Source organism: Methanobrevibacter thaueri (genome assembly GCF_015062915.1).
GTDB lineage: Archaea > Methanobacteriota > Methanobacteria > Methanobacteriales > Methanobacteriaceae > Methanocatella > Methanocatella thaueri_B.
This window is the reverse complement of sequence record NZ_SUTJ01000019.1, coordinates 1-14,451: the sequence shown is the minus strand read 5'-3', so window position 1 is coordinate 14,451 and position 14,451 is coordinate 1. Positions and strand designations below refer to the sequence as shown.

General features: G+C 39.9%; 13 protein-coding genes. 11 read left to right on the top strand and 2 right to left on the bottom strand.

Translation table 11 applies throughout. The annotated features are described in order from the left end of the window. The first annotated feature begins 1 nt into the window (after position 1). Positions 2-430 carry a thioredoxin family protein gene (locus E7Z78_RS09025; protein WP_303724840.1) on the top strand — a complete coding sequence of 143 codons (429 nt, stop codon included), beginning with the start codon at positions 2-4 and terminating at the stop codon, positions 428-430. Further along, positions 431-1,042 carry a cytochrome c biogenesis CcdA family protein gene (locus E7Z78_RS09020; RefSeq protein WP_303724839.1) on the top strand — a complete coding sequence of 204 codons (612 nt, stop codon included), beginning with the start codon at positions 431-433 and terminating at the stop codon, positions 1,040-1,042. 26 nt (positions 1,043-1,068) lie between these two features. Here E7Z78_RS09020 and E7Z78_RS09015 read toward each other — a convergent pair whose 3' ends face one another. Then, entirely contained in the window at positions 1,069-2,484 is a 1,416-nt protein-coding gene (locus tag E7Z78_RS09015) for a sodium:alanine symporter family protein (protein ID WP_303724838.1), read from the bottom strand. Positions 2,485-2,885: 401 nt separating this feature from the next. Between E7Z78_RS09015 and E7Z78_RS09010 the strand changes: the two genes are divergently transcribed. Both E7Z78_RS09010 and E7Z78_RS09005 read left to right on the top strand, forming a co-directional pair. Further along, entirely contained in the window at positions 2,886-3,179 is a 294-nt protein-coding gene (locus E7Z78_RS09010; RefSeq protein WP_303724837.1) for a hypothetical protein, read from the top strand. Beyond that, entirely contained in the window at positions 3,172-3,453 is a 282-nt protein-coding gene (locus tag E7Z78_RS09005) for a hypothetical protein (RefSeq protein ID WP_303724836.1), read from the top strand. The genes E7Z78_RS09010 and E7Z78_RS09005 overlap by 8 nt, the downstream gene beginning before the upstream one ends. A 41-nt stretch (positions 3,454-3,494) precedes the next feature. Here the strand turns inward: E7Z78_RS09005 and E7Z78_RS09000 are convergent, their stop codons facing one another. Beyond that, positions 3,495-4,295: a DUF4013 domain-containing protein gene (locus tag E7Z78_RS09000; protein WP_303724835.1), complete on the bottom strand. Its 801-nt coding sequence runs from the start codon at positions 4,293-4,295 to the stop codon at positions 3,495-3,497. Between the two features lie 303 nt (positions 4,296-4,598). On the opposite strand from E7Z78_RS09000, the gene glnA reads away from it, so the two are divergent. From glnA to E7Z78_RS08965, 7 genes are all read left to right on the top strand, one after another. Then, positions 4,599-5,936 (top strand): type I glutamate--ammonia ligase, encoded by a 1,338-nt coding sequence (gene glnA, locus E7Z78_RS08995; RefSeq protein ID WP_303724834.1) that lies wholly within the window; start codon positions 4,599-4,601, stop codon positions 5,934-5,936. A gap of 316 nt (positions 5,937-6,252) precedes the next feature. Next, positions 6,253-7,170: a glutamine amidotransferase gene (locus E7Z78_RS08990; protein ID WP_303724833.1), complete on the top strand. Its 918-nt coding sequence runs from the start codon at positions 6,253-6,255 to the stop codon at positions 7,168-7,170. Between the two features lie 12 nt (positions 7,171-7,182). After that, entirely contained in the window at positions 7,183-7,836 is a 654-nt protein-coding gene (locus E7Z78_RS08985) for a tributyrin esterase (protein ID WP_303724832.1), read from the top strand. Positions 7,837-7,846: 10 nt separating this feature from the next. Then, a complete protein-coding gene (locus E7Z78_RS08980) occupies positions 7,847-8,908 on the top strand; it encodes a Coenzyme F420 hydrogenase/dehydrogenase, beta subunit C-terminal domain (RefSeq protein WP_303724831.1) in 1,062 nt (353 codons plus the stop codon). Further along, positions 8,909-10,396: a glutamate synthase-related protein gene (locus E7Z78_RS08975; RefSeq protein WP_303724830.1), complete on the top strand. Its 1,488-nt coding sequence runs from the start codon at positions 8,909-8,911 to the stop codon at positions 10,394-10,396. An 11-nt stretch (positions 10,397-10,407) separates the two neighbouring features. After that, the gene (locus tag E7Z78_RS08970; RefSeq protein WP_303724829.1) at positions 10,408-13,050 is read left to right on the top strand and encodes a PEP/pyruvate-binding domain-containing protein; all 2,643 of its coding nucleotides are present in this window, start codon (positions 10,408-10,410) and stop codon (positions 13,048-13,050) included. Positions 13,051-13,357: 307 nt separating this feature from the next. Continuing rightward, entirely contained in the window at positions 13,358-14,242 is an 885-nt protein-coding gene (locus tag E7Z78_RS08965) for a tetratricopeptide repeat protein (protein ID WP_303724828.1), read from the top strand. Positions 14,243-14,451: the final 209 nt, after the last annotated feature.

Sequence of the window (14,451 nt, the reverse complement as noted above, 5' to 3'; positions counted from 1 at the left end):
AATGAAAAACTTGAAAATATATTTTGTTGCGTTCTTAATTCTTGTAGCTGCTGTTTCAACATCAGCTGTTTTCAGCGAGGACACATTTCAAATTGCAGAGGGATTGAATGCAACATCAAATATAACACAGGCATTGGATAATGCAACATTGGAAAACAAGACAGTGATGCTTGTATTTGACCAGGACAGCTGCTATTACTGCGACCTTTTTAAAAATGATGTTTTAAGCGATGAAAACGTTCAAAAGGAATTGAATGAAAAGTATATAGTTGCTGTTAGTGACGTCAACCAGGAACCTCAACTTGCAGGGCAATTAAGGGTTGTTGGAACACCAACCATCGTATTTCTGGATTCAAATGCGTCTGAAATCAATAGGATTGACGGATACCTTCCTGCAGATGAGTTTCTAGATGTCATTAAGGAGATTTAAATGGAGATTCTTCCATTAATCTCATTTACAACAGGAGTAATCTCAATACTTTCTCCTTGCATACTTCCCATACTGCCGATATTTGTAGGGGTTAGCTTAAAGTCCAAATCCAAAACAGATCTGATTTCATTCATCGCAGGATTGCTTACAATTTTCATAGCCGTGATCTTTTTAACCGGCTTTTTCACTACTGTTTTTTACACTTATATTGCACATGTAAGGCTTATATCAGCAATAATCCTTTTGATTGTTGGCATACTCATGCTTTCAGATTACCAGTTCAGCTTCAAAAGCATATCCAACATGAATAGGGAATCTAATTATCTGATGGGAGTCATCACATCCATTGCCTGGGCACCATGCTATACAGGATATCTCATATCTCTGATTACATTATTGGTCAGCTCTAATGACCCGGCATATGCCGTGTTGAATATAATTATTTACTGCATCGGCTTTGCCTTGACATTGTTTGTCCTAAGCTATTTCATATCAAAAATAGATTTGGAAAAACTTATTTTGAAAACAAAATACATTCCAAAGATATTTGCAGTGTTGGTAATCATCGGTGCGGTTTATCTATTATATGAAGCGGTTAAGGTATTAGTTTAAAAAAAAGAATTTTGGAAATGATTGAATCATTTCCAGGTGTCAAGCTCTTCCAGATTTAAGCCGATGCTTGATGCCTCAAACACCGGTTCTGCGCCTGTTTTCTTTTGTCTTTCATAATCCTTCAGGCAGTCGAATGCGGATTTTCCTAAAAGCATACATGTCGGAAGGTTTATAAGGGTCATGAGTCCCATTGTAATGTCCGCCATTGCCCATGCTGCATCCATTGGGATGTTTGCTCCGACAAAAATGATGAGTGTAGCAAATACATAGAATATTCTCATGAAGTTTTCAGATGGCTGTTTGTTATGATTCAGGAAAGTCAATGCGTTATCAACGTAATATAGGTTTCCAATCAGTGTTGTGAATGCGAACAATACCATTGCAACTGTGATGAATATTGGTCCTGCCGCTCCGAATACTGTTCCTATTGCTGATTGTACATATGGCGCACCGGAAACCGCTGCATCTCTTGCAACACCAGTGGAAAGACACATCAATGCGGTTGCAGTACATAAAAGCAATGTGTCTATGTAAACGGATAGTGTTTGCACAAGTCCCTGTTTTGCAGGATGTGAAACGTCAGCGGATGCTGATGCGTTAGGTGCTGAACCCACACCTGCCTCGTTTGAGAAAAGTCCCCTTTTGATACCGTATACAAGACATGATCCGACAATTCCTCCTGCAATGGATTTGAAATCGAATGCATCCTGGAATATCAGGATAAACATTGATGGAATGTTGGCATAATTGACAAGTATCACAATCAATGCCACGATAACATAGGAAACTCCCATCAAAGGCACAATTGTACCAGTAACTTTCACAATCCTCTTTCCTCCTCCTAAAAGACAGTATCCGGTCAGGATAGCAAGGATTGCACCAATGATGATTGGTGTTGTTGACGGATGGTAAAAAGAGTAATCCATGAAAGTGGACTGTAGGTTGTATGAGCATAATAGATTGAATCCGACAGCATATGTTGCTATAAGGCATATGCAGAACAGTGCAGCCAGCTTGTGCTGGTGCAATGCATGCTTGATGTAATATGCGGGACCTCCATAATATCGGCCTGTTTCATCCTTTCTTTTATAGATTTGTGCCAATGTACTTTCAATGAATGCTGAAGAGGCGCCTATGATACACATGATCCACATCCAGAAGCATGCTCCAGGCCCACCAAGACATATCGCCGTTGAAACACCGATGATGTTTCCAGTTCCAACCCTTGAAGCGGTTGAAACCAGCATTGCCTGAAGTGAAGAAACAGCATTTTCTTCCTTTGAAGGCTCAAAAAGAATTCTCAATGATTCAACAAACAATCGAATCTGTACTCCGCGTGTTTTGAATGTAAAATAAAGTCCTGCGGCTGCCATAACAATAATCAGTATTGGAAAATACAGTACATTGTCAACCTGATTTAATATGTATACTATGTCTATCATAAGTTCACCATTTCATTAAAAAATAAGGGAATATTAAAGCTTATTTGTTATAATATCTCTAATTATTTATTTAAATCATTTTTTAATTGATATAAATGTTTGAAAATTTTTATAAGTTTAGTAAATTTTCTTAAAGTATATTCAATTAAGTATGGCGTATAACAGTGTTTTTTTGAATAAAATGGATTGCCTGATATTTTTTTTACACAATAACATTACATTTTTGAAGTGAAATCTCTGGAGATAATAAAATATTAAATCAGCGATTTAAAAGGTTTAATTAAGATTAATTGGTGTGACAGGAACTAGACGAACTTAAAAAATAGCTATTGTTTAGATTGCATTTAATAATTAAATAAATGTTTAAATATAATAAAATGTAATATTTATGTGGTGATAATTTGTTAGAACAATTCTTACCTTTCGTAGGATTAATTATTTTTGGAAACATAGAAAACTTGATTCTGGCATCTCAGGGTGTTGTTCAAGGAGTTAACCCTAAAATATTAGGGGGATTAAGTATAATTTGTGTAATCATATGGTTATTTATTGGAACTGTTGCTACAGAAGTGGCTATGCAATATTCAAGCTACATCACATTCATTGGCGGTCTTGCAATCGTCATATTAGGTATCCAGTCAATTCAGGGCGCTGTCCATAACCTCAGACATAAGAGTGGTGAGAACAATGGTTAATCTTAAGGATTATGCCCAGTTTTCCGGTTTACTGATTTTTGGAAACATAGAAAACCTGATTCTAGCGTCACAGGGTGCCGTTGCACATGTTGACCCATATATTTTAGCGGCTTTAAGTTTAATTGCTGTAATCATATGGTTCCTGATTGGAACATACGGAACAAAAGTAGCTATCAAATACGCAGATTACATTGAAATCTTCGGTGGAGTGGCTATTATTATTTTAGGTGTTCAATCAATGATTGAAGCTATGGGAGTTGCTCTTTTCCCATAATCTTTTATTTTTTTTTAAACTTTTAATTATTTTTTGTAAAATCAGTGTATTTCCTTGTTTTTTTCCATTGCTTTTTCTTTAATATGCTTATATGCAATTCCAACACCTATAAACTGAGTTACATATATTCCAAATTCAAATACATTGGTTATTATAAAATCTATTGTGGCATTGTTGACATGGACGTTTTGGAAGTATGTGAGTATCACCATTGCAAGAAGCACCATGGTGAATTCCTTTGCGTAGAATGTCCATCCAACGGAATGGATGTCCTTAAAGATTGACACTAGGTTAAATGAGTGCCAGAAACTGTTTGTATCGGCTAATTTTGCCACTGCAACTTCCATGAAAAATCCGGTCAGATAGAATAGTATTGATCCTGCAATGAGAAATATTGCGAAATCTACCGGGTTGTGGGCGTGGAGCATGTGCAATGTTTCAGGCAGGTTTACAAGCAGCTCTTCCAAGTCGAATTCTGGAAAATGCAGCGGAAGGCATACAATGTCTATAATATGTGCCTGGATTTCATAGAAAATAAAGATTACGATAGTTCCCTTGATTCCATATGATGCTATTTTTCTGAAATTTATTTTAGGCAATCTTGTACCGTTGTTAATCCAGTCATTTGTAATTGATATTCCATATCCTACTATGAAAACAAGTATTATATACAACAGCACACTTGAAATAAGAACGAGTATATGATTGCTCGAGTAGTCAATCATCTTTATAAAATAGTTTTCCAAATAGTTTGAAGCGACTATCAATACGAGTATTAATACAAGAAATTTCTTATCGTTTTTGCAGTAATCCCACACTTTTTTTAATATTGTAATCGGCATTGGAAATGAATATGTTATGAATATTATTTAAATATTTTGAAACCAGTATTATGCTTTGATTAATTTTTTTTTACATTAAAAAGTTTTTTGCCAATACTTTTCTTTTTCAATAGTTTTTCGGAAGGTTTGTTTTACATTTTGTTCAATATTTTCAAAACATTTATATATAATATCTTCAATACTATTAATCGGAAGGAAGTTTCCTTCCGACTATGTATTTATAAAAATTCATTTAGTCAGAATGGTTTTCCACTTTCCATATTATTCAACTAAATGAATAATATATTCAAAAGATGTGAAAAAATGTCAGAAAAAGATAGAAAAATAGATCAAATAATAAAGACAATAGAGACAAACGATATAAAATTCTTGAAACTGGAATTTTCAGACATACATGGACTACCGAAAAGCATGGCCGTACCACTCAAAAAAGCCGATGACGTAGAAGAAATTGTTAATGACGGATTGCTCTTTGACGGATCATCCGTCGCAGGACTTGCATCAATCAACGACAGTGACTTGCTTGCAAAACCTGATATTGACACCTTCTCAATGATTCCATGGAGACCTGAATCAAAAGGAACCAGCAGATTTATATGTGATATTTTCACAACAGAAGGAAAACCATATGATGGAGACCCAAGGGGAGTTCTTAAAAAATCCCTTGAGCTTGCAGAAAAAAGAGGATACCAATTCAACATGGGACCTGAACCGGAATTTTTTATCATCAAGGAGGATGAAAACGGAAACTACATCCCTGCTGATGAGGCTGAATACTTTGACGTTGAGCCATTGGATCAGGGTACCGACATAAGAAGGGAAATCGTTTTAGGATTGGAGAAACTCGACTTCAATGTAGAGGTAAGCCACCACGAAGTGGCAGCAGGACAGCATGAGGTCGACTTCAAATATGCTGACGCTTTAAAAACAGCAGATGCTGTAATCACATTCAAGGAAGCTGTAAAAGCACTTGTAAATAAACTTGGATTCAAGGCAACATTCATGCCAAAACCATTCCTAGGCATCAACGGAAGCGGAATGCACTGTAACCAGAGTCTATTCAAGAACGGTGAAAACATCTTCTATGACCCTGACGCTGAAAACCAAATCTCACAGGAGGCAAGGTACTTCATCGGAGGATTATTGAAACATGCACCTGCATTGTCATCAATACTTTCCCCGACAGTGAACTCATACAAACGTCTTGTACCAGGTTATGAGGCACCATGCTACATCGCTTACGGATTCAAGAACAGGTCAACACTCTTGAGGATTCCTGCATCCCGTGGATTAGGTACAAGAATCGAGTGCAGATCAGCAGACCCATCATGTAACCCTTACCTTGCATTTGCAGTGCTGCTTGAGGCAGGCCTTGACGGTATGGACAACAAGATTGACCCTGGCGAACCTACAGAAGAGAACCTCTTCGCATTCTCTGAAGACGAAATTGCAGCTAAAGGAATCCACAGCTTACCTACAAGCCTTTGGGAAGCATATCATGCATTGGAAGAGGATGAGGTTGTCAAAAACGCTCTTGGGCAAAAAGTGTTCAATCAGTTCTACACCATCAAGAGGGCTGAATGGGATGCATACAGAATACAGGTATTCGACTACGAAAGAGATGAGTACTTGAACGTGTAATTATTTTTCCTTTATTTGATCGAGATGGCGGTTTGATTTAACCGCCATTTAATATAAATTTGGAGGTTTGTAAAAAACAAAAAAAGATTGAGACCGATGAATATATGTGTATGAAGTTAAAAGGATTTTTGTGATTTTGGAATTATTAGGCATATGGTAATTTTAGGATATTTATCGGGATAAACTACTATCAATTTCATGATTATTATTTTAGGCATATGGATTGACATGATTTAATGGGCATATGAAATCATATTTATAATTCTTTTTAGCATTCAGAAATGTATATTCACATGTTTTTTTTGGAGGAGAGAAAATGTGTGGAATAGCAGGTGTAATATACAAGGATAAAAAATCTCATAATATCGGAGAAGCATTGACATCAATGCTTGAATCCCTGCAGCACAGGGGTCCTGATTCAGCAGGATATGCACTGTACGGCAGTTTGGATTTTCCTGAAAACTACTATCAGTTAAACATTCAGGTTGAAAGAAAAAGAGGAACACTGGAAAATCTCAAATCATTGCTGAACCAGATTACACCGGTATTGGATGAGCAATTAATCGAGTCCGTTGGAGACTCAGACGTGTACAAGTGCAAAATAGCACTGGATGAGTATTCCCTTTTGAAACCATGCATAAGGGAGATTGACGAGCTTGACAATGTGAGGGTGATAAACGGTTCACATTCATTTGAGATGATCAAGGACGTAGGAAAGGTAAAGGACATTGCAGAACGTTTCGATGTTGCAAGCAGGATGGGAACACACGGTATCGGACACACCCGTTTTGCAACAGAAAGTGGAGTTGACCGCTACCATGCACACCCATATCAAAGTTACATCATCCCGGACATTACCGTGGTGCACAATGGTCAAATCACCAACTACTGGAAAATACGCGACCCATTGGAGCGTAAAGGACACACATTCGAATCATTCAACGATACTGAATGCATTGTTCACTATATGGCAGACAAGCTCGACCAGGGATATAAGCTTGAAGAGGCACTTGACCAAGCGGTAATTGACCTTGACGGTCCGTTCTCAATACTTGTCGGAACACCAAACGGAATAGGCATCGCAAAGGACAAGCTTGGATTAAGGCCGGGTGTAATGGTTGAAACCGATGAGATTTTCGCTGTTGCATCAGAGGAAATGGCACTGCATGACGTGACAGATTCCGATGAGATAGAGCAAATCGCTCCAGGCGAGACAAGGGCTTATACAATATAGGGGGAATGGCCAATGAGTGAATATGTTATTGACGCTAAGGATATGGAAGTAAAGGAACTTAACCGCACCATAAAGGAACAGGCTATCTCCCATGACAGGCTTATAATCAACAATCCCGAATCAGAACACAACATCTGTGCAGGATTGAGTGAGAATGTTGATATAGAAATCAACGGATCTGCAGGTTATTTTGTTGGAACCATGGTCAACGGTGCAAAAATACACGTCAACGGCAATGCAGGCTGGTTTGCCGGTGACAACATGACAGAAGGCGAACTTGTCATTGAGGGCACTGCCGGTGACGGTGCAGGTCAGGGAATATACGGCGGAACAGTACTGGTTAAAGGAAACACCGGTTCAAGAACAGGAGAAATCATGAAAGGCGGAACCGTCATAATAGGCGGAAACAGCGGATTCATGACCGGACTTCTCATGATGGGTGGAACACTCATAATACTTGGGGACGTTACTGATGATGTGGGCGAGTCAATCATGAGGGGAAGAATATTTGTTCTTGGTAACGTCAAAAGCCTTGGAAAGAATGCAGTAATGGAGAAAACCACTGAAGATGACTTAAGTGAGTTAAAAGAAATCCTCACAGAATACGGTTTTGATCTGACTGATGAGGATTACGGTAATTTCAAGAAAATAGTGAATATGCAATAGGGGTGAGAATATGAGTGAACGCAGAATAGCAATGGTTGGAACACCATGTGAGATAATGGCAGCATCAAAACTGCAGCACTATACAGACAGCCCCATTGACGTAAAACTGGGCCTGTTCTGTATGGAGAACTTTTCATACAAGTACTTTGTAAACCTTCTAAATGAATATGGGCTTAAAATGGATGACATTGAAAAGTTCAGGATAGAAAAGGGCTATGTAAGCTTACTTTTGAAAACCAAGGATACAATAAACATTCCGCTTTCAAACGCAAAAAGGATAATTAGGAAAAACTGCAACATTTGCGTTGAATTAACCTCTGAAACCTCAGACCTATCAATCGGATCAATCGGTTCAGAGGATGGATGGTCCACAGTGATTGTGAGAACCGAAAAGGGTGAGGAGATAATTGAAGGCGCACTTGAACAGGAATTCATTGAAGCAAAAGATTTCACAGAATCACAATTCAAGCTTTTAAACAGGATTGCTGAAAGCAAAATCAACAAGAATCTTGAATTTGTTGAAAGAAGAGAGTTTCTTGCAAGACCGGTGCTCTATCAAAGGACTAAATCAGATGATTCAATAGCCGCAGACATTTCCCAATCCAATTTCCAGGACCTTAAAGCAAATGTCATAGACGTTGGAGCATGTGTTCTTTGCGGAGCATGTGAATATGCATGTCCTGACAGTCTAATCAGAATTGATGACACCAAACCTATAATGAAAGGGGAATGTCCTGAAGATTGCCATGCATGCTTTGCGGTATGTCCTAGAACATTCATACCCGAGGATTTGCGAAACGACAATTCAAAGCCGATAGGAGACTATATAAAGGTTTTCACTGTCAGATCCCTCAAGCACACTCAGGGACAGGACGGATCCATTGTAACAACATTAATCGATTATCTTTTAACAAACAAGATTGTGACTGACGCATTAATAGTTGACAAGCAGGACCATTTGGCATGGAAACCTTATGCAAAGTTAACAAATGCAATTGATGATGTTATAAAATCCGGAGGAACCAAGTATTCCGTATGTCCGGTATTCAAGGCTTTAAGGGAGGTGGAATAGATGTCATTTACAGTAGAGCGTAAAATCGAGATATGCAAGCAGAGCAATGACCGACCGGGTTGCTGTTGGTATCTGTGTGACAATCCAAAGCATGACGCATGTAAAAACTGTTACAGCTGCTATTCCAACTGTCCGCATGACGTTTATGAGGTAATCAATGACGAGCCTCTTCCAATTCATCAGGAAAATTGTGTCGGATGCAAGATCTGTGAGGAAATGTGCCCTACACATGCGATATATGTAAGGCCTCTTGCCGATGAGGGAAGGGGAATATGGTCCAATTCAACAATGGTTGAAATCAAACGTAAAAGCCAAACCGGTTCTTATAAGGTTAGAGGTTGCGGTTTGACCAGGAAAATCCCATCATTCGATGACTTGAGCCTTCTTCCGGCACAGGTGTCAAGGCCTCCAATCGATTCATATAGGGAAACATGCAAGACTTCAGTCGTTTTAGGGGATAGGTTTGCAGAAAAACCTATTGAGATTGACACTCCAATAATGATTGGGGCAATGTCCTTTGGTGCTTTAAGCAAGGAGGCAAAGATGGCACTTGCTATTGGAAGCAGCAAGGTTGGAACAATAACCAATACTGGTGAAGGGGGAATGCTGCCGGAAGAGCGCCATTACGCTGACAAGTTGATTGCACAGTATGCATCAGGCCGTTTCGGTGTTTCTGCAGAATACCTTAACAATGCTGAGGCGGTTGAGATAAAAATAGGTCAGGGTGCAAAATCCGGTATGGGTGGACACCTTCTCTCCCACAAGGTGACAGCGGAAGTTGCAAGGGTGCGTAATATTCCAGAGGGAACTTCCGCATTGAGTCCTGCAAGGCACATGGACATTGTGGGGCCTGAGGATCTTGGAATGAAAATCGACCAGCTGAGGGAAATCACCGACTGGAAAGTGCCGATAATCGTCAAGTTCGCATCAGGAAGAGTAGAGCAGGATGTGAAGATTGCAGCTAAGGCTGGAGCTGACATCATTGTTGTTGATGGTATGCAGGGCGGTACAGGTGCAGGACCTGAAGTTGTAACCGAACACGCAGGTATACCAACAATCGAGGCAATTGTAAAGGCTGATGACGCATTAAAAGAAATCAATCTCAGAAGCGAGGTCAGTCTTGTGGCCGCAGGAGGAATAAGGTCTGGTGCCGATGTGGCAAAAGCCATTGCTTTAGGTGCAGATGCGGTATACGTTGCAACATCCGCATTGATTTCCATTGGATGTAAGGTTTGTCAATCCTGTTCTGAAGGAATATGTCCTAAAGGTATAGCTACACAGGACAGGATGCTTAGAAGAAGACTTGATCCTATAAGGAAAGGCCAGCAGGTGGCTAACTATATTGAGGCAATGACACAGGAAGTGACCTCACTTACACAGCAGGCAGGTAACACCGACATTGAAAACCTTGAGCGTGAAGACCTTGTCGCATTGACAATGGATGCATCACAATTGACCGGTGTGCCTATGGTGAGCAAACAGCATTAGGAGACGTTAATATGGCAGCATTTGAAAGAGCTAAATCAGGAATACCCGGGCTTGATACGGCCCTTGACAATATCCGTTTAGGGGATAATGTAGTTTGGAACGTTACAAACTTGAATGAGTTTTCCTACTTCGTCGACCCTTACGTGAAGCAGGCAAAAAAGGATAACAGAAACTTGATATATATGAGATTTGCCAATCATCCGCCACTCATTGAAATGACTGATGAGGATTTCAGGTTGCTTGAAATCGAGGAGGAAAACTCAGACAATGAGTTCTGCATGATTGAACGTGACGGAATAAAGATATATAAGGTCAACCCGTACAACCAGTTCGAGACATTCACCCTTGAGGTTCACAGGATCATAGAAAAGGAAGGCCGTGACGCATTTTATGTGTTTGACTGTCTAAGCGACCTTCAGGCGGTATGGTCAACAGATTTGATGATGGGAAACTTCTTCAAGGTAACCTGTCCATTCCTCTTCCAGCTTGACACCATAGCATACTTCCCAATCATTCGTGGAAGACACTCCTATGATGCCATAGCGAAGATTCGTGAAACAACACAGCTCTTCCTCAATGTGTACTCCAATTCAACTGATGAAATCTATTTCTCACCGTTGAAGGTGTGGAACAGGTATTCGCAGACAATGTTTCTAGGACACAAGCTAAACCTGAACACCGGCTCCGTCAAGGTTCTTCAGGACGGTCAGGAGCTGAGCAAATACTACAAGACAATCAACTCCGACATATACCAGAACGGCCAGACACTGGACAGTTGGGAAAGGTACATGCTCCAGGTGAGAAGGGAGTATGAGGAAGGAAGGAACATGGACGATGAGTGCGATAAAATCTGCGAGCTCATGATGACCAAGGACGAGAGGATGCTTTCCAAAATCAAGGAATACTTCACATTCGAGGATTACATTTCAATATACGACCGACGTGTGGGAAGCGGACTCGTTGGAGGTAAGACATGTGGTATGCTACTTGCAAGAAAAATCATTGAAAGGAACCGGCCGGACATATACAATGACATCTTTGAGCCGGATGACTCCTTTTACATAGGTTCAGACCTCTTCTATACATATATCGTTTCTAATGACCTGTGGGACCTTAGGGTTAAACAGAGAACCGAGGAAGGCTATTATGAATACGGTGCAAAACTTGAGGAAGGCTTGAAAAACGGAGTGTTTTCCGATGAAATCAAGAAGGGTTTCATCCAGATACTTGACTATTTCGGACAGAACCCGATCATCGTAAGGTCAAGCAGTTTCCTTGAGGACGGATACGGAAATGCATTTGCTGGAAAGTATGAGTCAGTGTTCTGTGTTAACCGTGGAAGCCTTGAAGAGCGTCTTGAGGCCTTTGAGGAAGCGGTGAAGGTGGTCTATTCAAGTACCATGAACATTTCCGCTTTGGAATATAGGAAAATAAATGGTCTTGACGATACCGATGAGCAGATGGCCCTTCTCGTGCAGAGAGTATCCGGTTCATATTATGGGGATTACTTCTTCCCAACCGTAGCAGGGGTTGGATTTTCATACAGTCCGTACTCCCCGCTTCCGGACATGGACAACAGCAAGGGAATGCTGAGACTCGTAATGGGTCTAGGTACCAAGGCGGTTGACAGGACCAAAAAGGACTATCCGAGAATCATCAATCTCGACAAGCCTGAAGTCACCCTTACAAAGGACATCAAGGAAAAGCACAGGTATTCACAGCATTACCTTGATGTGATTGACCTGAAAAACATCAGCCTCCATGACATTCCGGTGGATGAGGGTCTTGAGGTCATTCCAAGATATGCCAAAAGAATCCTTGTTGAGCATGACCGTGAAGCCGAAAGGATGTTTCGTGACCGTGGACGTCCTAGGGAGATAGTCTTTGTCAACTGTGAGGGATTCGTTAAAAACACCGAATTCGTTGATGTCATGAAGGACATTCTAAACACACTTGAAACCGCCTATGACTATCCTGTTGACATAGAATACACAGTCAATGTAGGTGAAGACAACTCATTCAATATCAACCTGCTTCAGTGCCGTCCGCTCCAGGTATCCGTCAATGATGAGGACATTGAGATGCCAGAGGACAAGAACGTCTTCTTCCACATCAAGGAATCATCAATGGGAATGTCCAGGAAAAACAAGATCGACACAATATGCTACGTTGACCCTCACAAGTACTATGAATACCCATATGCCCAGAAAAGCTCCCTTTCAAGAGTCATAAGTGATGTCAACACATACTGCAAGGACAATGACAAAACTGCAATTTTGATTGTTCCTGGAAGAATCGGAACATCCTCTCCAGAACTCGGAATACCTGTGGTGTTTGCAGACATCAGTCACTTCTCAGCGATTCTAGAGGAGGCATACAGTGAAGTCGGATATATGCCGGAGCTTTCATTTGGAAGCCACATGTTCCAGGACCTTGTGGAAGCTGAGATATACTACGGTGCGCTATTTGAAAACGAGAAGAAAATCGAGTTCAACAGGGACATGTTATATGACTATGAGAATGTCCTTGAAAAGATCAATCTTGGGTTAAATGATGAGATATATGACATGGTGCAGGTCATCGATTTCGATGAAGCCAAGGCGGAACTGTATCATGACATGAACAGGGATGAAACAATGTGCATATTTAAATAATGAACCAGATTCATTATTTTAGGGTTAGGCGGGTGGGACATATGCCTATTTATTTGCAACTACTCTTTTGAAAAAAAGATTTTTCAAATAAATGCAAACGTATGACAAAAATCCTTAGTGACTAGTGGCCCCGTTACAGCGGGGTCATTTCTCACATTTAATTTACTCTAAAGATTAACTTTTTTTACCATTTCTTTTTCATTCATGCATATGTCATGATTAAAATATAAATAGGATACCATCAAGATACAGTATTATAAAAATATGGTAGAGCAGAAACTCAACATGTTTAAACAAGGTGATTTTAATGACATGGGAATGGAAAATAGGTGACCCTGTTGATGATGCCAATGGCGGGAGCATGGAGCCGGAAAACTGGGGTCATGGCGGAAACGATGAAGATGATGAAAACACTCGAAGTTATGACTCTAGACCTGATCAATACGGTAAAAAGGCATATGACTTATATATGGATTTCAGGGAAGAGGAAGCGCTTAACTACATTAATATGGCATTGGATTTGAATGATAGGCATGCAACTAACTGGAACCGAAAGGGAATTATCCTTGAAGCCATGAAAAGATTTGAAGAGTCCGAAAGATGCTACAACAGGTCACTTGAACTGTCACCTGCAAATATTGTTTATGACAACAAGGCAAGAATGCTCTATGACTGGGCAGCCCAGTTGCTTGAAAGGTCAAAAGAATTGAGTGATGGAAGGAATATGCTGGATGAGGCATACAACAAAATCGTAAAGGCAATGAGGACTCTTCCAGGTGAAAACAGTGAAGAGGACATAAACAAGTATCTCGGACTGAGGGATTCAATCAACTTTTACATTGACTATGAAAGGAAATACCATAATAATCTTGAAACATTAAGCAAATACTCGAAAAATGAGCTTTTCACAATAACAGGAAGGAAGCACTATGGTAATGTTCCACTCATTGAAAAATCACCGTTAAGGCTTGTAAAGGAACCTGAAAATGAGTTTGACAGTGATGCGATAGCAGTATATTCTGGAGACAAAAAGATTGGCTATGTTTCTAACAATGAAGGTACAAAATCCGGGTTGACATCATCAGCATCACAACTTAAAAATGAGATTTCAGATGTTGCTGAGGCGGAATTTTTGCTTTATCTTGAAAGATATGAGGATATACGGTTCTTCATTGGAAGAATAATCAAATAATTAACTTAAAATTATTTTAGCACATTATTTAATTGAACCTCCTCGTCGTCTACACGACGAGGAGGTTCAATGGGTTTTGAATAATTCCTTTCGAAACATACATTTTAAACAACATTAACGGCTGTGTTTTCAGATTTGAATTTAGATTTCCAACTGCGATATATATGAAAGGGTTTCAGAAAAGGAGTTTTGAATAGCTGAACCCAACC